Origin of the sequence: Pseudanabaena sp. PCC 6802, from assembly GCF_000332175.1 — a bacterium.
Classification (GTDB): Bacteria; Cyanobacteriota; Cyanobacteriia; order Pseudanabaenales; family Pseudanabaenaceae; genus PCC-6802.
Genome location: NZ_KB235910.1, coordinates 804196 through 828976, shown reverse-complemented (window position 1 = coordinate 828976; position 24781 = coordinate 804196). Strand labels below are relative to the sequence as shown.

Genomic DNA, 24781 nt, shown 5'->3' with positions numbered 1-24781 from the left:
CTACTAATCTTGTTTATTACGACTGATTTTGGAACCAAAAATACGTCACCATTGGAATGACGGTGGCAGCAATTAGTAAGCCAATTACAACAATCGTGGAACTGGAGCCATCAGTTTCTTCGGCGGTTTTAAAGTTGCTGCTACTTTGAGGGAGATCTACTTCCACAACTTTAGGAGGACCTGGGTCGGGTTCGCCAGTTAGTATGGCTGCTAACCTATTAATACCGTCGATCGCAGCTTGATTGTAATTAGATTTTTTCGCCGGGAATAGCATGGTTTCATCGGTAATGCTGGCGGCGATCGCATCGGATAGCGCTGCCTTCACCCGCTCGCCTGTCGCGATCGCAGTGCGATGATCTTCGGTAGCAAACACGATTAATGCCTGGTTGGTTTTGCTCTCCGGCGTGGCAAACCATTTGTCAAATACCAGATCGGTAAATTCTTGGGTAGGCTGCCCGAAGTCAATTCGCCTCACCGTCAAAAATCTGACCTGAAAATCTGTTTTTTCAGCTAGTTCGTCAATCTTGTCCCTAACTGCACCCTCTGTGGTACTGCTCAAGACTTTTGCCATATCCTGCACCCAGGTGCGATCGCCGATTGGTAGCTCTGGAATATCGTATACTTCTACAGCGATCGCGGTTGCAGTAAAAACTTGGAAAGCGATCGCCAGGGTAAAGAGGGCGATCGCCAGGCGTTTAAATTGATTAAGTAAAAATTTTTTTAACACTGGCACAAATTCCCGACTTCTATATCGATTAATTGTGACATTTTTCTTTGTTAAAGCAAGCAGAGCAATTGCCTAAAGCTAATAGCTGTCTGCCGATCTGACTCCATATCAATGACCCAATTCCTTACGCAAAGCCTCTAGTTCAGCATCGACGCTGGCATTGGATGCACCTGCCTCTAATGCTGGTGTTGTAGGACTTGAAGATAGCATCTTGGCTTTTAGCGCCGCGAGATCCTCATCAACATTAGACTGCTCCAGTTGCTTGAAGCGATTTTCTATTTCATCCATACCTAACTCTGCTGCTGCACTAGCTTTTGCCTCTGCCATCAACACTTTTTCTTCCATGCGCTCGATGACACCAGAAACTGAGTTAGTGCTGACTTTACCGAGCATATTATTGAGGTTTTCCTGGGCTTTGGCAGATTGAATCCTGGCTTTCAGCATTTCCTTCTTGGTCTTGGCTTCCGCAATTTTGCCTTCCAGCACGACCAGATTTTTCTTTAATACAGCGATTTGTCCAGACTGACTGTCGATACTCTCTTTTAGCTTGCCTGCTGTCTCTGCCTGTGATTTGCGCCGTACCAATGCCTCGCGCGCTAAATCTTCCTGTCCCTTTTGCAGAGCCAGCATGGCACGACGCTCCCATTCCGTAGACTGTTTGTCGGCCTCTAGGTATTGCTGCTCCTGCCGCTTCATCGCAGCGATCGCCTGGGCTACAGCCTGCCTCATCTGCACCAGTTCATCTTGCATATCAATCACAGACTGTTCCAGAATTTTCTCCGGATCTTCCGCTCTATTAACCAGATCGTTAAGGAAAGATCTAATGATCGTACTGATGCGAGATAGTAGTCCCATAGCTTTAATCGTAATAAAGGATTGAAGGGAATTTGTAGCTACATAAATTATAGGTGCCCGATCGAACACAGCCAACCGGACACACAATAACTTGACTAAATTTTGACAAACCTAATGGCTACCCCTGATTGATTTGCTTGCGTAGAGATTCTAGTTCGGAATCAATCAACGTACCAACTGAAGGCTTATTGGCATCAGCAGGTGAAAGTGCAGGAGCGGGGGCAGAAGACGCAATCATTTTAGCTTTTAGTGCGGCTAGCTCGTCGTCAACACCGCTGCCCGACTCTAAGGTAGCAAACTGAGCTTCCAGGTTATCCATCCCCAGCTCAGCCGTAGCGCTAGCTTTAGCTTCTGCCATCATCACCCGCTCTTCCATGCGCTCAAAGGCAGCAGCAGCAGAGTTGGTATTGATTTTGCCCAACATATTGTTGAGATTTTCTTGAGCCTTGGCAGACTGCACTCTGGCCTTGAGCATCTCCTTCTTGGTTTTAGCTTCGGAGATTTTACCTTCCAGGGCTACAAGATTTTTCTTGAGTACATCGACCTGGGCAACCTGCTGGTCGTAAGCTGGCTTGAGGGTTGCCACGCTATCTGCATGGGTTTTCTTGCGGTTCAGGGCTTCGCGAGCCAGGTTTTCATCTCCTTTTTGCAAAGCTAGCATGGCGCGACGTTCCCACTCATTGGCTTGGGTTTGAGACTGAGTATACTGCTGCTCTTGACGCTTGAGGGCTGCCATGGCTTGCGCGACCGCCTGACGCAACTGCACCAGGTCTTCTTGCATGTCAATGATGCTCTGTTCCAGAATTTTTTCAGGATCTTCAGCAGCGGTGACCATTGCATTGACATTGGATTTGACCACCATACCGATGCGATCTAGTAATCCCATAACTTACCTTCTTCCTTAAAATAATTGAGAGAAAACCTGCTAGCGCAAATACCTAACCTGTTTATTAAGTCGAATAACTAATCTAATAACTGAATTGCATACATACTATCACGCCTAATTGCTGGTGCTGGATAGCCTAACGGGATTAGTTTAGATTCTGGCAAAAGTGGTTCGCAGAGATGCCCTGTCTCGCTATGGTCAGGGTGAATTAAAGGGGAATTCTGCATTAATATGCCATCTCCGACCATCATGTTGCAAAAGCGTGAGGAAATTAGCATCGAACTCAAAACTTATAGATCTTGTCTTAAACTCCGTCCAGGCAGCTTGGAAGTTTGGCTTGCTCAGGTCGCGAAATGCTACAGTCACATGCGGTTTAAAGGGCCGAGTTCGAGCATTTTCATCTCTAATACCCACTTTAGTTCCCATATACTGAGCCAGCTCTGTTTGTATGGCCATCAGCGCAGGGGACTGAACTACATCAACGTAGATAACTCGCGGTGCAAAGGCAGCAAAACCATTTAAGGTAATCGGGACTGTTGTAAAGTTATGGGCAAATTCTTTCAGAGATTTATGTAAGATTGCTATGTTTTCGGGAGATTGCGTAAATGGGGCTTGCAATGTTATGTGGGGAGGAGATCTAAGCGCAGCTCGGCTATCGTAGCGATCGCTGAAGTATTTCTGAATCTCAGCGATTTCAGCCTGAATCGATCGTGGTGGTAGTAGTGCCAAAAATAGACGTAATAGCATTTTTAGATCGACAACTCCACTAACAACAAGCGCCCACCAAATAGTGGGCGCTTGTTTCTAATTTAGATTTACCTAATCGATACGAATCGATCGGACATAACCATTCAAGTTAGCCGCCAATCGCGGGAGCGGTTAGTGCTACTGGAGCAACGTTTACTGCTGCTAAGTCGAGCGGGAAGTTGTGAGCGTTGCGCTCGTGCATGACTTCCATACCCAGGTTAGCGCGGTTGATTACGTCTGCCCAGCTTGGCACCACATGCCCCTGGCTGTCAGTAATTGACTGGTTGAAGTTGAAACCATTCAGGTTGAACGCCATCGTGCTTACACCCAAGGAGGTGAACCAGATACCTGCCACTGGCCACAGTGCCAAGAAGAAGTGCAGAGCGCGGCTGTTGTTGAAGCTGGCATATTGGAAGATCAAACGACCAAAGTAACCGTGAGCGGCAACGATGTTGTAGGTTTCTTCCTCTTGACCGAACTTGTAACCATAGTTTGCAGACTCGTTCTCAGTGGTTTCGCGGATCAAGCTGGAGGTTACCAACGAACCGTGCATGGCACTGAACAAACTGCCACCGAAGACACCAGCAACACCCAGCATATGGAATGGGTGCATCAGGATGTTGTGCTCGGCTTGGAACACGATCATGAAGTTGAACGTACCGGAAATCCCCAGAGGCATACCATCGGAGAAGGAGCCTTGGCCGATTGGGTAGATCAAGAATACGGCTAGAGCAGCGGCGACGGGAGCGCTGTAAGCAACAGCGATCCAGGGACGCATACCCAAGCGGTAGCTCATTTCCCATTCACGACCCATCCAGCAGCAAATGCCGATGATGAAGTGGAAAATTACAAATTGGTAAGGGCCACCATTGTAGAGCCACTCATCTAAGCTATCTGCTTCCCAAATGGGGTAAAAGTGCAAGCCAATAGCGTTGGAAGAAGGAACTACAGCACCAGAAATCATGTTGTTGCCATAGACTAACGAGCCGGAAACAGGCTCGCGGATACCGTCGATGTCCACAGGAGGTGCGGCAATGAAGGCGATTACGAAGCATGCTGTAGCAGCAATTAAGCAAGGAATCATCAGTACGCCAAACCAGCCAATGTAGAGGCGGTTGTCAGTGCTGGTGATCCAGTTGCAAAATTGATCCCACAAGGAGGCGCTTTCGCGTCTTTGTGCTGTGGTTGTCATAATATTGCGAATTAATATGGGTATGATTTAACAGGGAATTAAGTCCCTTAAAGTAAAGACTAAAGCAAATATTTCTTTTTGCACAAAATACTTAACTAAAATTAACAAAGTCCAATATTATTACTTGAGATAGCGAGCATGGCTAGAGGTAAAGAGACAACGGCACTATTACTAACCCTTCTAGTTACTGCTGGTGTTGCTGGAGGAGGCTATTGGTATTTTCAACAAAATGCAAACAATCCCAAAGTCAATAGCCCACAACCATTAAATTCTCCGACCCCAAATAGTACATCAGTCTCAACTCCATCCAACGGCGTTAGCTTAGATACATCAGTACCAGATCCTAGTGTTTTGAGCATTGATGGTAGTACGACTTTAGTGCTGCCAATTAGAGAATTACGCAATGCTTACGCGCAGCTTAATCCTAATATTCCCACGACATTTGGCATACCTGATGGTAAACCAGGCGGTACTGATAAGGGCATTCAAAATCTGATTAATAATTCTGTAGTCATCGCAGCTAGTTCGCGTCCGCTTAAACCGAACGAAGCACAGGCAGGTATTCAGCTAATCGCGATCGCCAAAGATTCTATCGCCGTAGTAATTGGAAGTAATAACCCGTTTAAAAGCGATCTAACAGTAGGTCAATTACGCGATATTTACTCAGGTAAAATTACGAACTGGTCGCAGGTTGGCGGCACTAATCTGCCCATCAAAGTAATTAACCGCGCTACAACTAGTGGCACGCGATCGCTTTTCCAGGATACGGTAATGCTAGGTCAACCATTTGCGCCCGATAGCGCCAACTTCATCACTTGGCCGCAGGACGAAACTACTGCCATTCTTAGAACTATTGGCAATAACGGTATTAGTTATGCCACGGTGTCTCAAGTTGCTAACCAGGAAATTGTCAGGATTGTATCGATTGAGGGGAAATCGCCACTCGATGTTGATGCAGTGAAAAGCGGCGCTTATCCAATTAGTCGCAGCCTGTTTTTAGCGGTACGCAAGCAAACCAGTCCCGCAGTTAAGCAATTCGTCGATCTAGCTTTATCTCCACAAAGTCAACAAACTCTACAACGGCTGGGTTTTGTGCCCATCAGGTGAAGGCGATCGCCAGTACAGCGAACCTGACAGTTCCTTTAACCGCGATATTATTTGGCTATACGGTATACGATTTTAAATATACTCTGGCTGAGAATATGGCAAAAAGTGGTAAGGAAACAGTTGCGCTTCTAGTTACGCTCTTAATTACGGCGGGGGCGGCGGGTGGCGGGCTATGGCTATTTAGGAATAACATTCTCAGCGGCATATCTAATTCCAGCCAAACTGCTAGTCCGGGAGCATCTCCAACCAGTTCTTCCAATGTGGGGGCGGTGGATAGTCGTATCAGTCAAGGCGACAGGATTCTAATTGCTTCAGCCACAAACTCCAATAAGCAAGCAGGCGTGCAAGCGATCGCCTCCGGTAACTGGCAAACAGCGATCGCCTCGCTAGAAGCAAGCCTGCGTTCTGAGCGTAACGATCCTGAGGCTTTGATCTATCTCAACAACGCCCGAATTGGTAATGCCAGGAGTTTGAAAATCGCTGTATCTGCGCCGATTAGCGGCAATGAAAATGTGGCGAAGGAGATCTTGCGCGGGGTGGCACAGGCTCAAGATACGCTTAACCAGTCCGGTGGAATTAATGGCGTGCCAGTACAGGTAATAATTGCCGATGACGGTAACGATCCGGCGATCGCGGCGCAGGTTGCCCAAGTGTTTGTTGCCAATCCTGACATCTTAGGCGTAGTGGGTAATTTTGGCAGCGATGCAACTCTGGCATCGGCAAAGGTCTATCAGGCAGGACAACTAGTGTTGATTTCGCCGACCAGTACGTCAGTGCAGTTATCTGGATTTGGTAATTATATTTTTCGTACTGTTCCTAGCGATCGCTTTGCCGCCAATTCCCTATCCCGCTACATGCTAAATCAAATTAAAAAGAAAAGAGCCGTCGTATTTTTTAACTCGAATAGCTCGTATAGCAAATCGCTCAAAGATGAGTTTACGACTGCGGTGTTTGGCGATGGCGGTCAGGTAGTAACCGAGTTTGACTTGAGTGGCGCTGGATTTGATGCCGTTCAAAGTCTGAACCAGGCAAAGACGAAAGGTGCAGAGGTAATTATGCTGGCAACCAATGCAGCTACGCTAGATCGGGCATTACAGGTAGTAGCAACTAATCGCAGGCAATTGCCAATTATCGGTGGTGACAGCATGTACACTGCCAAAACCCTGCAAGTGGGTGGTAGTGAAACTGTGGATATGGTTCTAGCTGTGCCGTGGCATATTTTAGCCAACCCTGCTGCCACCTTTCCCAAACAAGCAGAGCGTCTCTGGGGTGGCGATGTGAACTGGCGTACGGCAATGGCCTATGATGCTACGCAGGCAATTCTCTCGGGACTCAAGCAGGATAGTACTCGCGCAGGTCTGCAAAAGGCGCTTGCCGATCCAAACTTCTCGACGGAAGGCGCGGCGAGTCGAATTCAGTTTCAGACATCTGGCGATCGCAACAGTCCTGCCGTACTGGTCAAAGTTGCACCAGGTAAGCGCTCCGGCTTTGGCTACGATTTTGTCTTGCCTTAACCAACATAAATCGCTATGACCCTTGAATCCTTTTTTCAGCAGCTTATGGAGAACCGCGCGATCGCTATAGCGGTGGTTCTAGCGCTGCCCTGGTTGACCTGGTTAATTTGCTATCTTATTCCCGGTCGTCGCGAGGAACCGTTTGTACTCAGCGTTAATTTGGGCTTAGCAGTGTTCAGCTTGTTGCTGTGGGCGGGCTATCTGGCCTATGCCACCAATCAAGGCGGCTGGGCGAGGGTAGTAAAGGAAGCGGACTTATTCTTGTTATTGGTGCCGATTTATTACGTAATTGCCTCGCTGTGGATGTCTTCAAAACGCATGCCGCTAGACCAGATCCCTGCATTTAGAGTATTGCAGGGTTTAGCCGTAATTGCAGGCGTGTTTCTAGTAATTTCCTGGCTATCGCACCGCGTTTATATTATTTTCTTCTCCTACATGCCATTTTCGACATTTTTGTTTTTGCTAGCCATTCTGCTGGGTATTGCTTATATGGGCTACGAGCGCATTATTGGCAAAGATGGGCGATCTCCTGGCAGGTAATACCAAATCCGCGTTAATTATTCCTAAATATTGTCTGGCGACCGAAAGTTGCGACTACAAGAGGGTTTGATATAAGTTGTTCGCACGAGAAAATTTACAAACTGTAGGGGCAGCGCCTCGTGCCTGCCCTAAAACGCTGGTATAAAATAGTGGGAAAATTACAGTTTCATCATTGGCGATCGCAAATATGCAAACCTCAGATACTCAAGCAACTGTCGGCATTGATATTCCGAAGCGCGGTATGCCCGTTACGATTATCACGGGCTTTTTGGGGAGTGGCAAAACTACTTTGCTCAACCATATTTTGCAGAACCAACAGGATCTCAAGGTAGCCGTTCTGGTAAATGAGTTTGGCGATATCAACATCGACAGTCAACTGCTGGTTTCGGTAGACCAGGATATGGTGGAACTGAGCAATGGCTGTATCTGCTGCACGATTAACGACGGTTTGGTGGATGCGGTTTATAGCGTTCTGGAAAAGAGCGATCGCATTGATTATTTGGTGGTGGAAACCACGGGCGTTGCCGATCCTCTGCCGATCGCGCTCACGTTTTTAGGTACGGAATTGCAGCACTTGACAAGACTCGACTCCATCCTCACCGTTATTGATGCGGAGTCCTTCACGCCAGAACACTACAACAGCGAAGCAGCTTTCAGTCAGATTATGTATGGCGATATCATTTTGCTCAACAAAACTGACCTCGCTTCTGAAGAAAAAATTGCTGAGTTAGAGACTTATATTGGCGAGCAGAAATCTGGAGCGAGAATGTTGCGATCGCGTCACGGTGTCGTGCCTCTACCGTTAATCCTGGATGTCAACCTGAACAATCCAGATCTAATCGAATCCGAGCCAGAATCAGAGCACGATCGCGCCCATCATCATGACCACGACCATCACGATCGCGACCATCACGACCACGATCGCGACCATCACGACCACGACCATCACCACCATCACTCGCATCATTTAGAGAATGATGGATTTGTCTCCATCTCATTCCAAAGCGATCGCCCCTTTGACCTCGATCGCTTCCAAAATTTCCTCGACAAACAGTTACCTGTAGATGTATTTAGGGCGAAGGGAATTCTCTGGTTTTCAGGCATTCCCAACCGCTATATTTTCCAACTCAGCGGCAAGCGCTACGAGCTTAAAACCGAGGATCGGCTCAAACCTCCCACTAACCAGCTCGTGCTAATCGGTCGCCATCTCGATCGCGCTGAATTGCAACGACAACTGACAGAATGTCTTGTGTAGGGATTAGCCCATAGCAAATTTGCCTGCAATTTAAGGAGCGATGATTTAGCATAAATAGGCACGATAATTGAATGACACTGAGTAAATGGAAACCATATTAGTTACAGGCGGGGCTGGGTTTATCGGTGCGAATTTTGTACTGAAGGCCAGACAGCAAAAATGGGCGGAGACGATCAATCTCGATAAGCTCACCTATGCTGGAAATTTACAGACTCTCGCTGAATTAGGTGGCGATCCCGACTACCACTTCGTGCAAGGTGACATTGGCAATGCCGAACTCGTTACTTACCTGCTCAAAAAATATCAACCGCAGGCGATCGTGAATTTTGCGGCGGAAAGCCATGTCGATCGCTCGATCGCTAGTCCCGATGAATTTATTCAGACTAACGTAGTCGGTACGTTTCAACTGCTGGAAGCGAGTCGTTTTTATTGGCAGAGCTTGTCGCCCCAAAAACGCGAGGAATTTCGCTTTCTGCACGTATCCACTGACGAAGTGTACGGTTCCCTCGACAGCGCAGATCCTGCCTTTACCGAACAAACTCCCTATGCACCCAATAGCCCCTATGCTGCATCAAAGGCAGCGGCGGATCACCTCGTGCGAGCCTACCATCATACCTATGGCCTGCCGACGCTAACCACCAACTGCTCCAATAACTACGGGCCATACCAGTTCCCGGAAAAATTAATCCCCTTGACAATCCTCAACGCTTTGGAAGGTAAACCATTGCCAATTTATGGTGATGGGCAAAACGTGAGGGATTGGCTTTATGTGGAAGATCACTGCGATGCCATTTATCTAGTTTTATTGCAAGGTCAGGTGGGGCAAACTTACAACATCGGCGGTGAGAGCGAACGCGCCAACTTAGAGGTAGTAGAAACAATTTGCGAGATCGTCGATCGCCTGGCACCCAAACCAAACTTTAGGCACTCCTCCCTCATTACGTTCATTAAAGATCGCCCCGGACACGACAGACGCTATGCCATTAATTGCCATAAGCTGAAGCAGGAATTAGGTTGGCAACCCAAGGAAAATTTCCAGACTGGCTTACAAAAAACTGTAGAGTGGTATCTCAGCCATTCTGAATGGGTGGATCGGGTACGGACGGGAGCTTACAAAGACTGGATCGAGCAAAACTACAGCGGTAGATAGTATGCAATAGCTACATGTAAGGGCAAGTTTAGCAAAAAGTTCTGGCTTGACACTGGTAATGCTTATGCAAAACCCGCCCCCTACACCTGGAATTGGGGTTGATGACGATCTCAAATAATCAACCTCTACCTTGCGTTAGGCTCAATTATTAAGACTCACAACCTATAATTAGTTTTGACGCACTTAAAAGCTAAGCTGTTTTGCGATGCTCAAATTATTTTTAGGTTTATATCGCTAATAATGCTCGATCGCTTAAACATCTGGGGTGGTTCCTTACGGATTGAAACTCTACCAATAATCTTGGTTTTGGTCTTGCTAGAGGCGATTTTGTCTGCTGATAATGCGATCGCCCTGGCAGCTTTAGTCCGTAGTCTTCCCGATCCCAAGCAGGAAGAATGGGCATTGCAGTATGGCATTATCGGTGCGTTCGTACTGCGTATAATCCTGATTCTGACTGCAACCTGGGTGATTCAGTATTGGCAGTTTGAGTTGTTAGGAGCGACTTACCTACTCTGGCTGGCTGGCAAGTATTTTTTTGCTAGTGCTAAGCCCCACGCTGAAGGCGAAGCCGTTCCCGTGGCGGACAAACTTTGGCAAGTTGTTTTGCTTGTATCTCTTACGGATTTGGCATTTTCGCTCGACAGCGTGACAGCGGCGGTCGCCGTAGCGCGGGAAACCTGGCTGGTATTATTGGGAGGATTTATCGGTATTGTTGCTCTGCGCCTACTCGCTGAGATATTTATTAAGCTGCTAGCAGAATTTGCGCGTCTAGAGGCAGCGGGTTATTTAATTGTGGGGCTGGTGGGGTGCCGCCTATTACTTAAGGTGATTGCCGATGCCTATGTCCCGCCTGAGTGGTTGATGCTAGCCTGCATAGCAGGTATATTTTTATGGGGCTTCTCAAAGCATACAAAATCAAAATTACCAGATTTACCAGAGTTAAACCTGAGCGCTGTTGCGATCGAGCAGCCTGACGAAGAAGTCATTAAAAAAACATAAAAGCACAGACAAAAGCAACATAGGGCGATCGAGCATGTTTGAATATCCTGACGATCTAAAGTACACCGACTCGCACGAGTATATTCGGCTTGAGGGCGATATAGCTACGATTGGCATTACTGCCTTTGCGATCGATCAACTAGGCGATATTGTGTTCATCGATCTGCCAGAACCTAACACCAGCCTGACTAAAGGCGAGACATTCGGTACCGTAGAGTCGGTCAAGGCAGTCGAGGATATTTACGCTCCTTTAAGTGGCGAAGTGATAGAGACTAACTCTGGCTTGATCGATAACCCCGAGCAACTTGGCGAAGATCCCTATGGTGTATCCTGGCTAGTCAAGGTACGTGTAGACGATCCTGAGGAGGCCGACGAGTTTATGACAGCCGCAGAGTATCGCAGCAAAGTGGAAGGTACCTAAGTTTGTTTAGATACCGTAAAGTTAGCTCGAACTCAAGATATGTTTTAACTATTTTGTTTTTAAGGCTCACTTTTGTTAGAGAATTAAAGAGTTTTCTTAAATTTTCAAAATTAGCCTAACCAATGGGGAGTTCTGTAATTCTAAACACAAAAACTGATGCGATGAATGGCTCTTCATACTTATCTACCAAGCCGATTGATGTCAAAGAAAGACTAATAGTTGCTCTTGACTTCGATAGTAGCGAAGAAGCTATGAGTATGGTAGAAAAGCTTGACGATACAGTTGTATTTTATAAGCTTGGTCTACAACTTTTCATGGCGGGTGGCTATATCGAGTTAGTAAAGCAGTTAGTGGAGAAAAAAAAGAAAGTTTTTGTTGACTTGAAGTTTTTTGATATTCCCCAAACTGTTGCTTCCGCAGTGAGACAGTTGAAGGATAAGGGCGCTACCTTTGCTACAGTACATGGGAACGATAAAATTTTGGAAGCTGCAGTTTCGGAGAAAGGAGACCTAAAAATACTAGCAGTGACTGTCTTAACTAGCCTAGATCGCAAAGATCTAGAAGATTTAGGCTTTCAGTGCGATGAGAAAGCTCTGGTTTTATCAAGAGCTAAGAGAGCCCTTCAATTAGGGTGTGATGGGGTCATTTCGTCTGGATTAGAAGCAAAAGCGTTAAGAGATGACCTGGGTGAAAATTTCCTGATCGTTACTCCAGGCATTAGGCCCGTTGATAATGATAATGTCGATAATACTGACGATCAAAAGAGAACGGTTGATCTAGAAGAGGCTTTCCTGAGCGGTGCTGATTACGTCGTGATTGGCAGACCGATTAAGCAAGCTGACGATCCATACAAAGCCGCGCAAGATTTCCAAGCCCGCATTGCCAAGGTGTTTGCGTTGTAAGATGGAATATCAAATATTTACGATTGATGCTTTCACCCAAACGGCATTTAGTGGCAATCCCGCTGCAACTGTCTTAGTGGATAAATTCCCTGACGATGCTCTGATGCAGAAAATTGCGGCTGAGATGAATTTGTCAGAAACCGTATTCGCCCAACCAATATCGCCAAATGCTTTCCATCTGCGGTGGTTTACCCCAGCCGCCGAAGTTCCCCTCTGCGGACACGCCACGTTAGCGATGTCCCATTACTTGAAAGAATTGAGAGCGATCGATCTAAGTTCACCTCTAGTATTTCAAACCCTCAGCGGCGATTTGGTAATTAACCTTGAGGGCGATCGCATCGTGATGGATTTTCCCGCCGTCTATCCCACACCATGCGATCGCCAAGATCTATCTCTCCTGGAAAGCATCATGGGAAATCAACCCTATGAGTGTTTGGGTGTCGCCGATAACGTCACTGTAGTTTTAGCCAACGAGTCTGCCGTTGCAAATTTCGTGCCGGATTTTGCCGCGATCGCCCAGCTATCGGTTGGCAGGTTGACTATTACAGCGATCGCCGATCCAGAACATCCCTATGATTTTGTATCCAGATTCTTCGCACCCAAAGTCGGTATTAATGAAGATCCCGTCACTGGCTCAGCTCATTGCACGTTAGCCCCATACTGGGCAAAGCGCCTGAATAAGAATCCACTACAGGCAAAACAGCTATCTCAACGCACGGGTGATTTGGAAGTCGAGCATATAGGTGACAGAGTAAAACTAAAGGGATTTGCCGTCACAGTTCTGCGAGGCAGTTTGTCGATCTAGCCTGAAAGCGATCGCAGAGGTTGACAAATCCGTACAGGTCGCTAGAGAAATGAGTGATTTCGTGGCAAAGGTTGCGGAAAAGAGACAGATGCGTGTCAAGAATAAGCATTCTGTAAGCTAGAGATAAGCGATCGCTCTTTATCTCAATCATGGTACAGAGCGATCGCCTCAATATCCATTTAGAAAACTACAAAATTTCCACCTGTTAGTTGGGGGGCACCTTGCAAAGTGGCAATTAGTATAGTGCCTGACGAAGCAATCCCATCTGCGTCGTAATAGAGATTACCGCTAGAAGTGTTATATATGAACCTGTTAGAAGTATTAAATGGTAGGCTTGCACCAGGCGCGGCGTAAAATTGTCCGATAAAACTTGGCGAGTTAGCATTGGTAAGAGAACCGCCAGCGATCAATCCACCACCAAACCCAGAGGCGGAAATGACTATGCGATCGCCATCAGAAGCAGAAAAATCAGTAATTATATCGCTAGTTTCAGTGCTACTATCAAGCCCCTCATCAGGTGAATTGTATAGAAAACTGTCAGCTCCATTACTACCAGTAAGTTCATCACCGCCAAAACCACCAATCAACGTATCATTGCCAGCACCACCCACCAGAGCATCGTTACCCTGGCCGCCCAATAAACCGTCATTGCCTCCGCGACCGGAAATATTATCATCCCCTGTATTGCCAAAAATCGTATCATTCCCAGGGCTTCCTGCCAGCGAATCGTTACCTGCCAGTCCATTAGCCACATAGGCGACCGTAGCTATGGTGACAGTTGCGGTATCCGAACCGACACTGTTAGCAAGCCTGTATTGAAAACTACTCGGTGGAAATCCTCGATCTGGTGTAAATACAAATTGAGAGTTGTCAACGTCAAGCAAAACCGTGCCATTTGCAATAGGTTGAGCGCCAGAAATAGTACCACCATTTGGGGTATCGTTTGTCAGGACATTAGAGAAATCGATCCTAATTGGAAATGTTAGGGCATCAAAATTATCAGCTCCATTAGTTCCATTGAAGGTAAGAATGGGAGAAATTCTGTCATTTACAGCATCAGGCTGTCCCGATGGTGGTGAGATATCGCCAGGATTAATGGTTACCGTGGCAGGAGATAAATCTTGAGCGTTTTGATTATCTATCGCCGCATAGGTAAAACTCGCGCCGCTAAAGTTAGAATTAGCCTGGAAAAATAAATTATTAATCTGGTCAGCCGGAATTATCTGATTGAGCGTAACTGGTGCGCCATCAGCAGCAAAGTTCCCCAAAAAGAGAATCCCTTGTTCTGCTGCGGGAAGGCTGGTAATTCTAAATTGCGTCACAGTCCCGTCTGAGTCAGTCCCACTTAGCCCGGTCAGTTGTACGGTCGTGCCAGGCTGTGCCGTAATTGTGGGAGGTGTGATGGTGTCAGGTGGTTGGTTGCCTGGGAGATCGCCATCGGTTGTGAGTCGAATGTTGTCGATGCCAAACTCGCGTCGAACACCTCCAATTCGGATCAGGCTAGGGGTTCCTCGAAATTGTACGGTGATATCTGGATTGTAGGGGTTTTCTGCTGTGGTGAAAGGAATTTCATAGGTGCCGCTGGTTTGTGGTAAGAATTGAAACCCAATCTGCTGACCCCGATCGTCCAAGATCTCAACGCTCAGTTGTCCATCTGTCACATTAGGTGCGACATAGTCAAAACTAAATTCCCCTGAGCCTGTTTGGGGCAAATTTTGGAATGTTAACTCGATCGAAGGACTATCGAAGTCTGCCACGACTATATTCTGACCTGGGAAATAGCCGTTACTACCACTCTCACTTGAAGCCAGAAACCTCGCAGTAGCTGAAAAAACAATCTGAGATCCCGCGCTTTGGAAGTCTGCTCCCAGGGGAAAGGGAGAAGTAATTAAGGGAGAGCCTGTTTGAAAAAAGCGCTGATTGAAACCTAATATGTCACTAATTGCCATTTTGCTCTAATGCCTTCGACTTCTAAAGTGAGAATGTATGATGCTATGGTGCAGTCTGGAAAATTCCAAAACTGCCAGAAATACTTGGCCCTGGTATCTGCGGACTTTGTGCATTAACTGTACCCTTAGAAAATCCAGGCCCGCGATTATCTTCTACGCTGGGATTATTTCCTACTAAAGCACCTGGATCCTGGTTGCCATTAATTGCATCTTGTAGAAACGTGGCATTAAACCCCGTGCTAGAGCGTAAAGCTCTATCTTCCCTTTCTTCTGTTGGGGTAGGCGTGCGAATGCGACGTTCTTCTTCAAAGAATCTATAACGAGGACGCTGTGGGGTAGTTGCTGCTGTGGTAGCTGGAGTAGTTCCAGTGGTTTGAGCCCGGACACCAGAACTAAGCCTTAGATCGAGGGCGATCGCACCCACAAGCGCTCCAGTCAAGACAGGCAAAGATAAGAATTGCCATAAAACTTTAGATGAATGCTTAGATAGTGCAATGGATAACATGGTATCTCCTCCTTAGAAGCGAAAAACTGTACGAATCGTGCCCACCAAAATGGTGTTGGCTCCAGCAGCATGATCTGGATTGGTTACAAAGAAGAAGCCAGGCGTAATCGAAATATTTTTATTAACCTGATAGCGATAGAAGACCTCATAATGCAGCCCTGTTGCAGTGTCAGCAATATTCAGTCCGGTGGGGCTTCTACCCTGCGTCAGTTTGGGTGGCTGACCGAATAGAAAAGCTAAAAGATCGCCTTCTCGCCCAAAGGGATCGGAGAAACCTAGAGATAGCAACCACGTGGTGGTATTGGCATAGGCGCTGGATGTTTGTGAGTTGGTAAAAGTCCATCCCCCCCATGCTCCTAGCCGCACGGTGGGAGAGATGGCCCAGTTTAAGGTGCCACTAATCGCGTTAATGGTGGAAGGCTGATTAATCGCATTGGTAAAATCCAGACCATTTGGATTGGTTGCACTGCCGCGTACCCCACTAGTATCTGCTGCCACGCTGCCTGTAGCAGTATTCAGCCTGCCATTGGCAGAGTAGCCATTGATATAGGCAATGCCAGTCCAAACGTTATCAGCAGGCTTGAGTAAGAATTGTACGCCCAAGGCACTGCTATCCGAACCCGTAATTCCGCCTGAAATAGTTCTGTTTGTAACTGGATCGATCGCAGTTGAATTTCCAGAGTTTGCCGTACCGTATGCTACTTGCAGCCTGACGCGATCGCCCAGCAGCCAGTCAAACCCCGCACCTGCTTGCAAGTTGCCGATCTTAAATAGCGGACTCGCTTCGCCAAAGCGCGATATCGAACCTCTACCATTGTCAAAGTAGGGCGAATTGGCTGTCAGGACGGTGCTGAGGCTAAAGCCAACTGGTCTAAACGTAAATACGACGCGATCGCCAAATGCTGGAAAGCGATATTCCAGCATTTCCAACTCAAAATTGTTATTAGTAGTCGATTGATAGGACAGCAGCGCCATATAGGTACCCAGTGCTTGCCCGCTGGCAAAGCCAAGCCCCGATTGATCTCTGGGATTGCCCTTACTGCCGAAATTCGCTGCTTGCAGACCTACACGCAGGCGATCGTCACCCGTAAATGAAGCCGTTAGACCGAGACGCGCCAAGCTGGTAAAGACTATATTAGGGTTGCTAAAGCCAGGACTGGCACCCGTCGCACCAGCAAGTCCAAAAATCACTTCGCCACCCAACTTGACGGTAGTGGAGAATTGCTGCGACTCTATTTCCGCTGTCTTAGACTCCAGCGCATCCACTCTGCCTTTCAGGGCTGCTAGCTCCGCCGCAAATTCCTCTTGTAGCTTTCGTAGTGCTGCGAGATCTTCTTTACTGACTTTATCTGCCAGCCCTGCTGTAATAATTTCGTTAATCTTATCCAGGCAAGCATTTAATCCGGCAGCAAACTCATAACGAGTCATGGCACGCTGACCGCGATAGGTGCGATCGGGATAACCTGCTATACAGCCGTACCGTTCTACCAGAGATTGCAGAGCCGTAAATGCCCAATCCGTCGGCTTGACATCTGAAAGTTGAGAGACAGAAGTTACTTGTGCCTGAGTCGATTCAATGCCTCGATTTACCTGTTGAATCTCTTGAACTAAGCTTGACGGAGCAGCTAAATTTTGACTGAGTGCGGGTTGATTTGCCGTATTTGGCGGGATATTCGACGCAGTATTAGGTGGAGTATTTTGCTCGATTTGATTTGTTGTAGGCTCGGAGCGATCGCCTGGAGTAGTCCGTACGATCTGAGAGTCTAACTGCAAGTCTGGCTGCACATCTAGCTCGACCCCTTCAGCCCAACAAGCCGCAGGTGTACATACTGCAAGCCACAGAAAACCTGATATGACTAATTGTGCCTTGTTCATGGTTGCATCCTCACACACGGCATAATTGTATCCCTATGCACATCGCAACCGCAACAACTCCAAAGATAAACGATGGAATCAGGCTGATTAATTTTAATTAAGCTTTGTTAAGCATCTAAAGGCATTTTATAGTGCTTTCCGACTGAGAAAGGGTTTGTTGATGGGGTGAAAGGGTGGAACCCCTACTGGGGCTACAGTCGCCGTCCTCTTCCTTCGATCTGAAAACCGCCATGACTATGACTGGAGTTAATCGGGAATCAATATGTTGCCATCACCTCCTGAAGGCTTATCTCCCAAGGCAGCAGACTTAAAATCTCTAGTAAAGTCCTGATAAATATTGGGAATAAGACATGCTGCCGGAGGTGGAGCGATCGCTGCGAGAGAACTAGGGTCGATCGACGATTGAAAAACCTGGAGTTTATATTTCTCGGCTTCAGATTTTAGATCGCGAGCTTTAATTCCCTGATTGAATGGAACTGTAGGCTCCTTACCGCGTCCGTGAATTCCAATAATCTCGCCTCGATCGTTAAATACAGGGCCACCGCTCATTCCTATATAGGTTTCAGAGCTATATAGCAGCCCATAGCCACCGTTGGGATTGGGTGGATTTAAAATCTCTTGCAGATTGCCTGGAGAAAATCGACATGTCCGTCGGGGGGTGCGATCGCCGGGATCCGGCCAACCAAAAACAAAGGTACGATCGTTTTTATTGAAATCGACTAAATTAACCTTTGCTACCGGATAGTCGCGATCGCTTTGAAATCCCACAACTGCCAGATCGAATCCTTTAATCTTGCCATCTTCACCGGCTTCTCCAAAGTAGATTATGGGGAAACTAGTAATGCCTTTTTTGGATAAGTTACTACTAGCCTTGCCGTTGGTGGAAAAATGCACTTTCCCATCATAGGTGCGAATGCCATAGATCGCATCTGGTCTCAGGGCAACGTGGAGATTAGTCGCGGCAAAATAGGTGTTTCCTAATTTAGCGACAATAAAACCCGAGCCTGGATTAAACTCATTTTGGGCTTCCACATCTCCCTCTTGCAGTCCCTCGGCAATAATCACAGTGACGTGCTGAGCGACATTATTGACTTCCGTGTCAGATAGCTTCTGTGCTTGGACAGAAGTACTGCAAGCAAGAAATGCGAGAAAGGGAACAGTCGCAGTTGCTGCCCTAAAAAGAATTTGAAGCCACACTAGATCGAATTATCCTTACTTGTAGTTGGATTTTTAAAGGGAACCAGTGGTTTGGGTGTAGATAGTGGTTGGGTTGAAGGGGTAGAAGTTGGAGTTTGAGCGTCCTTGGTGGAGAAAAAGCGCTCGATGGCATCCCCTAAATCGGCGTAGAATATTTCACCACTTTGCTGCACGGGAGTGCCCGAACCTTTTGCACTAAAGTTGACTAACTGCTCCAGGATTTGACGTTCTCTGCCGTAATCAGATGGACGCAGCGTAAATAATTGATTTTCGGAGTTACAGCTTTCTCTGAAATGATTGACATGGCAAATCACGCGCTGGCGATTATTGATGCCATAGGTCAATGACATGCCACCTAGCTTGCCACCATTGAGGGCAACGGCACGAGTAAACTTATCGCTCACGATCTGGCAGCGACGCTGGGGAGTATATTGCCCGTACTCGCCCAAAGTACTCCTCCACAAAATCATCGGAGGGGTTTGGCGATCGCCGCGCCGCGCCACTGTAGCATATGATGCATCCCCCATTTGCACGCAATGAAAAGTTGTGAGTACTGGAGGAGTAGCACCAGAGGGCTTTACCAGAGGAGTTGCATCAGAGGGCTTTACTGGAGGAGTTACATCAGAGGGCTTTACTGGAGGAGTTACATCAGAGGGCTTTACTGGAGGAGTTACATCAGAAGGCTTTACCAGAGGAGTTGCATTGGAAGGTTTTACTGGAGGAGTTACATTGGAAGGCTTTACTGGAGGAGTTGCATCAGAGGGCTTTGCCCAGCCTGCTTCGATTGTCAGCCCTTGCATTAAAGACTGAGAGCTAAGTAAGGCGATCGTGGCAAGTGAAGCCTTAGCAACTAGTTTGATGGTCATAGGAGGCTTGATTATCTGCGAATTAATGCCTAAATACTGTTATCCCTATCATCGCAAAAGCATTATTGAGTTGGGGGCACCAGTAAATAAAATTTAGACAAAATTGTAGTGCGCTTTACAAAACTCCATACTGTCTGGGTATAACCTGACTTTCGATGCCACCATTTAGATATAGCGCTTTTCAGATCGGAAAGAGTAGGGGGTTTGGGGGCGTTGCCCCCAAGAAGGGGTTCTACCCCTTCACCCCAAAAATAAAACCTGTTCTCAAGTGAAAACCGCTATAATGCAAGCTAAAAAATTAAATCTAGGTCTAGTTTGCTCAAATCTACTACATAGAGCTTATGCTCGCTCTCATGCTTGTCAATGCGTTCGATCGCGATCGCCAGAGTATTGATATTCAGAGGCGCGATCGCCGTAACTTGTCCATCCACGATCAGCTTACCTACACACATACCTTCAAAGTCAAACAAGTTAACCGTACTGGATGGAGTTTGGGCGGAGGTTGAATTAGTGCCTGTAGAGGCAATTACGTAACCCCATAATGTAGCTGCGATCGCACCAGGTTGCTCGGCAAGTTCGATCCGGTGGATGCGATAGGGTTTTAAATCCACTAACATCAGACGTTCTGAGGACAGTCCGTCGATTAGCAGCAGGCGATTTGCAACTTTGCTCAAAACTGCTCGCGACACGGTTGAAGGTAATGTTACCTGCCACATCACGTTACCGCGCCGCGAAATCAACACGATCTGGCTTTCTTTGCTATCTGTTTGGGAAACGATCGCAACTAGATGATGTCGATCTAGTGGAGCGATCGCCGAGATCGCCCGATCTCCAAACTCTAATTTAGTGACTTTAGGGTGAACTAAATTTCTCAGTTCCAAACTATCTTGAAATGCTGTTGCCATCCAGTTACCTTGCGGTGAAATTGCCCACTGAAATCGAGATCCGATCGATCCTGAGATGGGATTCCCTTTAGCATCATCGCTTTTAGCAATAGCTCCGTCAGCGCTTAAAGCGTATATGCCTCGCTCTGTTACGACAAATAGGAGTGTAGCAGTACTGACTACCTCTAGAACTTCCGACTCAAACTCGGCAATTACTTCAGTTTGTCCCAAGGAAGATATCAATTGCCGCTTTACTTGCCGATTACTGGAACTGAAGAGATGATATTCATTTGTTGCTAAAGATCCTACCCGCCCAGGTAACAGATATTCCTTGACGCACTCACCAGCTTTGGATAGCTCGATCTCAGAAATAGGCGGATGTAGCTCCTCTGGATCGATCGAGGCAGATAGATCGAGCCGATCGATATCTAAGGAATTGCAAGCTGCAACCAACTCCTGTCGCATCTGGGTTGCGCTTGCAAATCTTTTGGATGGGAGCTTTTCTAGCGATCTGGTCAAAATTGCTTTGAGTGCTTCGGGCATACCTTCAGGCATGCGGGGGCGTTGGTTGATATGTGCTGCTCTGAGATCGTTGGGCTTGCCAGAAAACGGACGCGCCATCAGCAAAAGTTCGTAAAGGATAATGCCAACTGCATAAAGGTCGGATGCGATCGAAAACTGACCGTAAAATCTTTCCGGAGCCATGTATCCTGGCGATCCGGTATTGTTGGAGTCCATGGTGGTTATTTCCTGGGTCAGGCGTGCAATGCCAAAGTCTGACAGCTTTGCCTGTATTCCAGACGGTGTGAGCTTGAGCAATACATTCTCAGGCTTAAGATCGCAGTGGATAATATTAGAGTTGTGAGCGTGTTCTAGTCCAGACAGAATATCCAGGACTAATGGCACGATCTCTCGGGGTGCTAAGTAACCCTGCCGATTCATTAAATCGCGTAACGTTCCGGCCTCGCAGTAGTCCATTACCAAATAGCGCTTGTGCGACTTATGCTCTAGCGCCATGCACGAAACAATATTTTCATGTTCTAAACTCAGCAAAAAACGTAGTTCCCGTAGAAATTTGCTCGTAGGAAACTTTTGCTGCTCCAGTTCCTTTAGTGCAACTATCTGCCCAGTTTTGCGATTGCGCGCGCAAAAGACTCGACCAAACTGTCCTCTTCCCACCAGACCCAAGATCCGATACCTGGATGGTTTCTTTTCATAACTCAGGGCCATAGCAACGATATAACAATGTGAATATATTCCTAAAGTCCAGTCTAATTCTGCTTGTTTGCCAATTCACTTAACTGTATATCGCACTAGATTGCACGCACGTGCTTGCGGCGATCTGGTTTGTTAACATTTCGTTGCAAATTAACTACGAAGAACTGACTTGATTCTCGATATGATAGTTAAGATTCAGTATACAAATTGTAATATTGATCGCGAGCGCGTCGCAAATGGCTAGCTTCCAGAGATCATTACACTATAGAGCGAGGATATAACGTACGAGTATGAGTCAAGCTTCCGTATCTGGTGATGTGCCCAGCATGGGTCGTCGCCAATTCATGAACCTTTTAACAGGCGGCGCAGTCGGTGTCACGGTATTAGGCGCACTTTATCCTGTAGTGCAATACTTTGTCCCACCCTCTAGTGGTGGCAGTGGTGGCGGTGTTACTGCCAAAGATGCCCTGGGTAATGATGTGGTTGCTTCCCGATTTTTAGCAGAGCATCAACCTGGCGATCGCACCCTGGCTCAGGGCTTGAAGGGCGATCCCACTTACATTGTCGTCACTGATAACAAAGAAATTGCTTCCTTTGGCATTAATGCAGTTTGCACGCACTTAGGTTGCGTTGTGCCCTGGAATGTGGCGGAAAACAAGTTTATGTGTCCTTGTCATGGTTCTCAATACAACAATGAAGGTAAAGTAGTACGCGGCCCCGCACCTTTATCTTTGGCTCTAGTACACGCTCAGGTTGAGGATGATAAGGTACAGTTCACGCCCTGGACTGAAACTGATTTCCGCACTGGTGAAGATCCCTGGTGGGCTTAAGCTGCGATCGACACCGCATATTTCGTGTATGTTTTGCAGTTGCGTTAGCTTGCCTGACAAAGCCAATCGCCCCATTCTTGCAACGTTAATTAAAACGTTATAGCTGTTAGTCGCAGCGCGCATATGACAAATAAATGACGAGTGGACGACTAATAGATTCAATATCTCTTTGCACTTCTTATATCTCGCAATACCATTAAAAGTAAATGAAGAAAACTTTATTAGCTGGGCTAGCAGCTCTAGTCCTCCTGCTAAATGGACTGTTTGCATCCCCAGCACAGGCTTACCCTTATTTTGCCCAAGAAGCATATAAAAATCCCCGAGAAGCTACGGGTAGAGTTGTCTGCGCCAACTGTCACCTGGCACAGAAACCAATTGAATTGGAAATACCGCAGGCGGTAGAACCTAACACCGTATTTGAGGCCGTAGTTAAGATTCCCTACGACCACAGTAAACAGCAGGTAACCGCAGATGGTACTAAGGCAGGGCTGAATATTGGTGCCGTTCTCATGCTACCGGAAGGCTTTAAAATCGCTCCTGAAGATCGCATTCCCGAAGAGCTTAAGGAAAAGACTCAAGATCTTTTCTACCAACCCTACAGTGACGAACAGGAAAATATTGTCATTGTTGGGCCTATATCCGGCGACGAATATTCTGAGATTGTCTTCCCAGTCCTGTCGCCCGATCCAGCGACCGACAAGAACGTACATTTCCTCAAATATCCCGTATATGCTGGTGGTAATCGCGGTCGCGGCCAGGTTTACCCCACAGGGCAAAAGAGCAACAATAACCAATTTGCGGCACCAATTGCTGGCAGAATCAGTCAGATTGCCGAAATTCCTGTAAATGAAGACGAGGGCATCTATGGCGGCTACACCGTCACGATTAAGTCCGATGATGGGAAAGTTGCCACGGAAAATATTCCAGCTGGCCCAGAGATAATTGTAACTGAAGGACAGGAAGTTAAGGCTGGTGAGGCTCTAACCATGAACCCCAACGTGGGAGGATTCGGACAAGAAGATGGCGAGATTGTCTTGCAAGATCCCAGGCGCATACAATGGTTGCTTGCCTTCTTTGCTTCTGTAATCCTTTCTCAAATCATGCTGGTTCTGAAGAAGAAGCAGGTAGAAAAAGTACAAGCAGTAGAAATGAAGTTCTAATTTTCTATATTTTTCAGGTTTTTTGGTATAAAGCAGGCGCTATGCCTGCTTTTTGTTTGTTTGCTTAAGGCAGACCTCTTCTTGAGTTTGCGGGTAAACTGGAGTTATCAGGCATCGCAAGATTTGAGGAACCAATACTGCTATGACAGAACATATCCAACTCAATGCCGCGCAAGAAACCGCTCTAAGTCGTGACTTTACTACGCTCTCACGACACGTACTCTCGCATCTTGGTTCCTACTCCCCCGATGCCTACGACTTGAGCGCGCTGATGGGTCGTATAGGTTTAGCGGGCAAAATGATTTCTCGGCACCTGAGCCGTGCCGGTTTAGTGGAAGATGCTTTGGGCGTGACGGGTGAAGTCAACGTGCAGGGCGAAGCAGTGAAGAAGATGGATCAATATGCTAACCGCGTGTTTATTCGTGCCTTTGAGCAAAGTGGCCTGGTTTGTCGGTTAGCATCAGAGGAGATGGAAAAACCGTACTATATCCCCGAGAATTGCCCCATTGGACGCTATACTCTCCTGTTCGATCCAATTGATGGTTCTAGCAACATCGATTCTAATCTAGCCGTAGGATCGATTTTCTCAGTCCGCCAGCAAGAAGGATTCGATGAGGGCGACGCAAAAGACTTGCTCCAAAACGGTCACAAACAGATTGCGGCAGGCTACATACTGTATGGTTCCAGTACAATGCTTGCTTATTCCGTTGGCAAAGGCGTACATGCTTTTACTTTAGACCCTAGCCTCGGCGAGTTTATTCTGTCTCAGGAAAACCTTCGCATTCCAGCGCACGGGTCTACCTACAGCATCAATGAGGGTAATTTTTGTCAGTGGGAAGAGTCCATGAGAGATTATATTCGCTACATTCATCGCCAGCCTGGCTATTCCGGGCGTTATTCCGGTGCCCTAGTAGCTGATATTCATCGCATCTTGTTTCAGGGCGGCGTGTTTTTGTATCCCGGCACGATCGATCGCCCTGATGGAAAACTGCGCCTGCTATATGAGTCGGCTCCATTGGCATACCTGGTGACACAAGCAGGCGGGCGGGCAATTACTGGGAAAGAAGACATTCTCGATGTGGTGCCGCAGAAGCTACATGCTCGTACGCCCCTGATTATTGGCAGTCCTGATGATGTTACATTGGTGGAATCGTTCTTAACTGGTCAAAAAGATGCGATCGCAGCGGTGGGCTAGCC

At 47.1% G+C, this 24781-nt stretch carries 24 protein-coding genes; 12 read left to right on the top strand and 12 right to left on the bottom strand.

Annotated features, from left to right (window positions below; translation table 11 throughout):
* Nucleotides 1-16 precede the first annotated feature (16 nt).
* The 5 genes from psb32 to psbA form a co-directional block, all read right to left on the bottom strand.
* Nucleotides 17-727: a photosystem II repair protein Psb32 gene (gene psb32 / locus PSE6802_RS0104085; RefSeq protein WP_019498793.1), complete on the bottom strand. Its 711-nt coding sequence runs from the start codon at nt 725-727 to the stop codon at nt 17-19.
* Nucleotides 728-835: 108 nt separating this feature from the next.
* Nucleotides 836-1582, bottom strand: coding sequence for a PspA/IM30 family protein (locus PSE6802_RS0104080; RefSeq protein ID WP_019498792.1), 747 nt, complete (start codon nt 1580-1582; stop codon nt 836-838).
* Between the two features lie 118 nt (nt 1583-1700).
* Nucleotides 1701-2468, bottom strand: a complete 768-nt coding sequence (locus tag PSE6802_RS0104075; RefSeq protein WP_019498791.1) for a PspA/IM30 family protein — start codon at nt 2466-2468, stop codon at nt 1701-1703.
* 198 nt (nt 2469-2666) lie between these two features.
* Complete coding sequence (locus PSE6802_RS0104070) at nt 2667-3215, bottom strand: 2'-5' RNA ligase family protein (protein WP_019498790.1); 549 nt, start codon at nt 3213-3215, stop codon at nt 2667-2669.
* Between the two features lie 109 nt (nt 3216-3324).
* Entirely contained in the window at nt 3325-4407 is a 1083-nt protein-coding gene (psbA, locus tag PSE6802_RS0104065) for a photosystem II q(b) protein (protein ID WP_019498789.1), read from the bottom strand.
* Nucleotides 4408-4545: 138 nt separating this feature from the next.
* Here psbA and PSE6802_RS0104060 point away from each other — a divergent pair, with 138 nt between their 5' ends.
* The 9 genes from PSE6802_RS0104060 to PSE6802_RS0104020 all read left to right on the top strand — a co-directional run bounded on the left by PSE6802_RS0104060 (nt 4546) and on the right by PSE6802_RS0104020 (nt 13100).
* Nucleotides 4546-5514: a phosphate ABC transporter substrate-binding protein gene (locus PSE6802_RS0104060; RefSeq protein ID WP_019498788.1), complete on the top strand. Its 969-nt coding sequence runs from the start codon at nt 4546-4548 to the stop codon at nt 5512-5514.
* Nucleotides 5515-5609: 95 nt separating this feature from the next.
* Nucleotides 5610-7028, top strand: a complete 1419-nt coding sequence (locus PSE6802_RS0104055) for an ABC transporter substrate-binding protein (protein ID WP_026103047.1) — start codon at nt 5610-5612, stop codon at nt 7026-7028.
* A gap of 15 nt (nt 7029-7043) precedes the next feature.
* Entirely contained in the window at nt 7044-7568 is a 525-nt protein-coding gene (locus PSE6802_RS0104050; RefSeq protein WP_019498786.1) for a hypothetical protein, read from the top strand.
* 187 nt (nt 7569-7755) lie between these two features.
* On the top strand, nt 7756-8823 hold the full coding sequence (locus tag PSE6802_RS0104045) for a CobW family GTP-binding protein (RefSeq protein ID WP_019498785.1): 1068 nt from the start codon (nt 7756-7758) through the stop codon (nt 8821-8823).
* Between the two features lie 85 nt (nt 8824-8908).
* On the top strand, nt 8909-9973 hold the full coding sequence (gene rfbB, locus PSE6802_RS0104040; RefSeq protein WP_019498784.1) for a dTDP-glucose 4,6-dehydratase: 1065 nt from the start codon (nt 8909-8911) through the stop codon (nt 9971-9973).
* A 240-nt stretch (nt 9974-10213) separates the two neighbouring features.
* Nucleotides 10214-10972 (top strand): TerC family protein, encoded by a 759-nt coding sequence (locus PSE6802_RS0104035; RefSeq protein WP_019498783.1) that lies wholly within the window; start codon nt 10214-10216, stop codon nt 10970-10972.
* A 34-nt stretch (nt 10973-11006) separates the two neighbouring features.
* Nucleotides 11007-11393 (top strand): glycine cleavage system protein GcvH, encoded by a 387-nt coding sequence (gene gcvH / locus PSE6802_RS0104030; RefSeq protein WP_019498782.1) that lies wholly within the window; start codon nt 11007-11009, stop codon nt 11391-11393.
* A gap of 122 nt (nt 11394-11515) precedes the next feature.
* Nucleotides 11516-12295: an orotidine-5'-phosphate decarboxylase gene (gene pyrF / locus PSE6802_RS0104025; RefSeq protein ID WP_019498781.1), complete on the top strand. Its 780-nt coding sequence runs from the start codon at nt 11516-11518 to the stop codon at nt 12293-12295.
* 1 nt (nt 12296) lies between these two features.
* The gene (locus PSE6802_RS0104020) at nt 12297-13100 is read left to right on the top strand and encodes a PhzF family phenazine biosynthesis protein (RefSeq protein ID WP_019498780.1); all 804 of its coding nucleotides are present in this window, start codon (nt 12297-12299) and stop codon (nt 13098-13100) included.
* Here PSE6802_RS0104020 and PSE6802_RS34635 read toward each other — a convergent pair.
* The 7 genes from PSE6802_RS34635 to PSE6802_RS27645 all read right to left on the bottom strand — a co-directional run bounded on the left by PSE6802_RS34635 (nt 13069) and on the right by PSE6802_RS27645 (nt 21606).
* Entirely contained in the window at nt 13069-13251 is a 183-nt protein-coding gene (locus tag PSE6802_RS34635; RefSeq protein WP_225902639.1) for a hypothetical protein, read from the bottom strand. The two genes, PSE6802_RS0104020 and PSE6802_RS34635, sit on opposite strands and share 32 nt — an antisense overlap.
* A gap of 28 nt (nt 13252-13279) precedes the next feature.
* Nucleotides 13280-15049: a calcium-binding protein gene (locus PSE6802_RS30765; protein WP_019498779.1), complete on the bottom strand. Its 1770-nt coding sequence runs from the start codon at nt 15047-15049 to the stop codon at nt 13280-13282.
* A gap of 43 nt (nt 15050-15092) precedes the next feature.
* Entirely contained in the window at nt 15093-15554 is a 462-nt protein-coding gene (locus PSE6802_RS0104010) for a hypothetical protein (protein ID WP_019498778.1), read from the bottom strand.
* A 12-nt stretch (nt 15555-15566) separates the two neighbouring features.
* Nucleotides 15567-17429 (bottom strand): iron uptake porin, encoded by a 1863-nt coding sequence (locus PSE6802_RS0104005; protein ID WP_019498777.1) that lies wholly within the window; start codon nt 17427-17429, stop codon nt 15567-15569.
* A gap of 246 nt (nt 17430-17675) precedes the next feature.
* Complete coding sequence (locus tag PSE6802_RS27655; protein ID WP_019498776.1) at nt 17676-18626, bottom strand: S1 family peptidase; 951 nt, start codon at nt 18624-18626, stop codon at nt 17676-17678.
* The gene (locus PSE6802_RS30760) at nt 18626-19492 is read right to left on the bottom strand and encodes a COP23 domain-containing protein (RefSeq protein ID WP_019498775.1); all 867 of its coding nucleotides are present in this window, start codon (nt 19490-19492) and stop codon (nt 18626-18628) included. The genes PSE6802_RS27655 and PSE6802_RS30760 overlap by 1 nt, the downstream gene beginning before the upstream one ends.
* Before the next feature lie 290 nt (nt 19493-19782).
* Nucleotides 19783-21606, bottom strand: coding sequence for a serine/threonine-protein kinase (locus PSE6802_RS27645; protein ID WP_019498773.1), 1824 nt, complete (start codon nt 21604-21606; stop codon nt 19783-19785).
* Nucleotides 21607-21884: 278 nt separating this feature from the next.
* Between PSE6802_RS27645 and petC the strand changes: the two genes are divergently transcribed.
* From petC to fbp, 3 genes are all read left to right on the top strand, one after another.
* Nucleotides 21885-22424 (top strand): cytochrome b6-f complex iron-sulfur subunit, encoded by a 540-nt coding sequence (gene petC / locus PSE6802_RS0103980; RefSeq protein ID WP_019498772.1) that lies wholly within the window; start codon nt 21885-21887, stop codon nt 22422-22424.
* A gap of 206 nt (nt 22425-22630) precedes the next feature.
* Nucleotides 22631-23584, top strand: a complete 954-nt coding sequence (locus PSE6802_RS0103975) for an apocytochrome f (protein WP_019498771.1) — start codon at nt 22631-22633, stop codon at nt 23582-23584.
* 142 nt (nt 23585-23726) lie between these two features.
* Nucleotides 23727-24779: a class 1 fructose-bisphosphatase gene (gene fbp, locus PSE6802_RS0103970; RefSeq protein WP_019498770.1), complete on the top strand. Its 1053-nt coding sequence runs from the start codon at nt 23727-23729 to the stop codon at nt 24777-24779.
* The last annotated feature ends 2 nt before the right edge of the window (nt 24780-24781 follow it).

Excerpts from the sequence above, each read along its gene's own strand:
- PSE6802_RS0104080 (WP_019498792.1), bottom strand. The coding sequence starts at position 1,582 with ATGGGACTACTATCTCGCATCAGTACGATCATTAGATCTTTCCTTAAC.
- PSE6802_RS0104075 (WP_019498791.1), bottom strand. The coding sequence starts at position 2,468 with ATGGGATTACTAGATCGCATCGGTATGGTGGTCAAATCCAATGTCAAT.
- PSE6802_RS0104070 (WP_019498790.1), bottom strand. The coding sequence starts at position 3,215 with ATGCTATTACGTCTATTTTTGGCACTACTACCACCACGATCGATTCAG.
- psbA (WP_019498789.1), bottom strand. The coding sequence starts at position 4,407 with ATGACAACCACAGCACAAAGACGCGAAAGCGCCTCCTTGTGGGATCAA.
- PSE6802_RS0104060 (WP_019498788.1), top strand. The coding sequence starts at position 4,546 with ATGGCTAGAGGTAAAGAGACAACGGCACTATTACTAACCCTTCTAGTT.
- PSE6802_RS0104055 (WP_026103047.1), top strand. The coding sequence starts at position 5,610 with ATGGCAAAAAGTGGTAAGGAAACAGTTGCGCTTCTAGTTACGCTCTTA.
- PSE6802_RS0104050 (WP_019498786.1), top strand. The coding sequence starts at position 7,044 with ATGACCCTTGAATCCTTTTTTCAGCAGCTTATGGAGAACCGCGCGATC.
- PSE6802_RS0104045 (WP_019498785.1), top strand. The coding sequence starts at position 7,756 with ATGCAAACCTCAGATACTCAAGCAACTGTCGGCATTGATATTCCGAAG.
- rfbB (WP_019498784.1), top strand. The coding sequence starts at position 8,909 with ATGGAAACCATATTAGTTACAGGCGGGGCTGGGTTTATCGGTGCGAAT.
- PSE6802_RS0104035 (WP_019498783.1), top strand. The coding sequence starts at position 10,214 with ATGCTCGATCGCTTAAACATCTGGGGTGGTTCCTTACGGATTGAAACT.
- gcvH (WP_019498782.1), top strand. The coding sequence starts at position 11,007 with ATGTTTGAATATCCTGACGATCTAAAGTACACCGACTCGCACGAGTAT.
- pyrF (WP_019498781.1), top strand. The coding sequence starts at position 11,516 with ATGGGGAGTTCTGTAATTCTAAACACAAAAACTGATGCGATGAATGGC.
- PSE6802_RS0104020 (WP_019498780.1), top strand. The coding sequence starts at position 12,297 with ATGGAATATCAAATATTTACGATTGATGCTTTCACCCAAACGGCATTT.
- PSE6802_RS34635 (WP_225902639.1), bottom strand. The coding sequence starts at position 13,251 with ATGATTGAGATAAAGAGCGATCGCTTATCTCTAGCTTACAGAATGCTT.
- PSE6802_RS30765 (WP_019498779.1), bottom strand. The coding sequence starts at position 15,049 with ATGGCAATTAGTGACATATTAGGTTTCAATCAGCGCTTTTTTCAAACA.
- PSE6802_RS0104010 (WP_019498778.1), bottom strand. The coding sequence starts at position 15,554 with ATGTTATCCATTGCACTATCTAAGCATTCATCTAAAGTTTTATGGCAA.
- PSE6802_RS0104005 (WP_019498777.1), bottom strand. The coding sequence starts at position 17,429 with ATGAACAAGGCACAATTAGTCATATCAGGTTTTCTGTGGCTTGCAGTA.
- PSE6802_RS30760 (WP_019498775.1), bottom strand. The coding sequence starts at position 19,492 with ATGACCATCAAACTAGTTGCTAAGGCTTCACTTGCCACGATCGCCTTA.
- PSE6802_RS27645 (WP_019498773.1), bottom strand. The coding sequence starts at position 21,606 with ATGGCCCTGAGTTATGAAAAGAAACCATCCAGGTATCGGATCTTGGGT.
- petC (WP_019498772.1), top strand. The coding sequence starts at position 21,885 with ATGAGTCAAGCTTCCGTATCTGGTGATGTGCCCAGCATGGGTCGTCGC.
- PSE6802_RS0103975 (WP_019498771.1), top strand. The coding sequence starts at position 22,631 with ATGAAGAAAACTTTATTAGCTGGGCTAGCAGCTCTAGTCCTCCTGCTA.
- fbp (WP_019498770.1), top strand. The coding sequence starts at position 23,727 with ATGACAGAACATATCCAACTCAATGCCGCGCAAGAAACCGCTCTAAGT.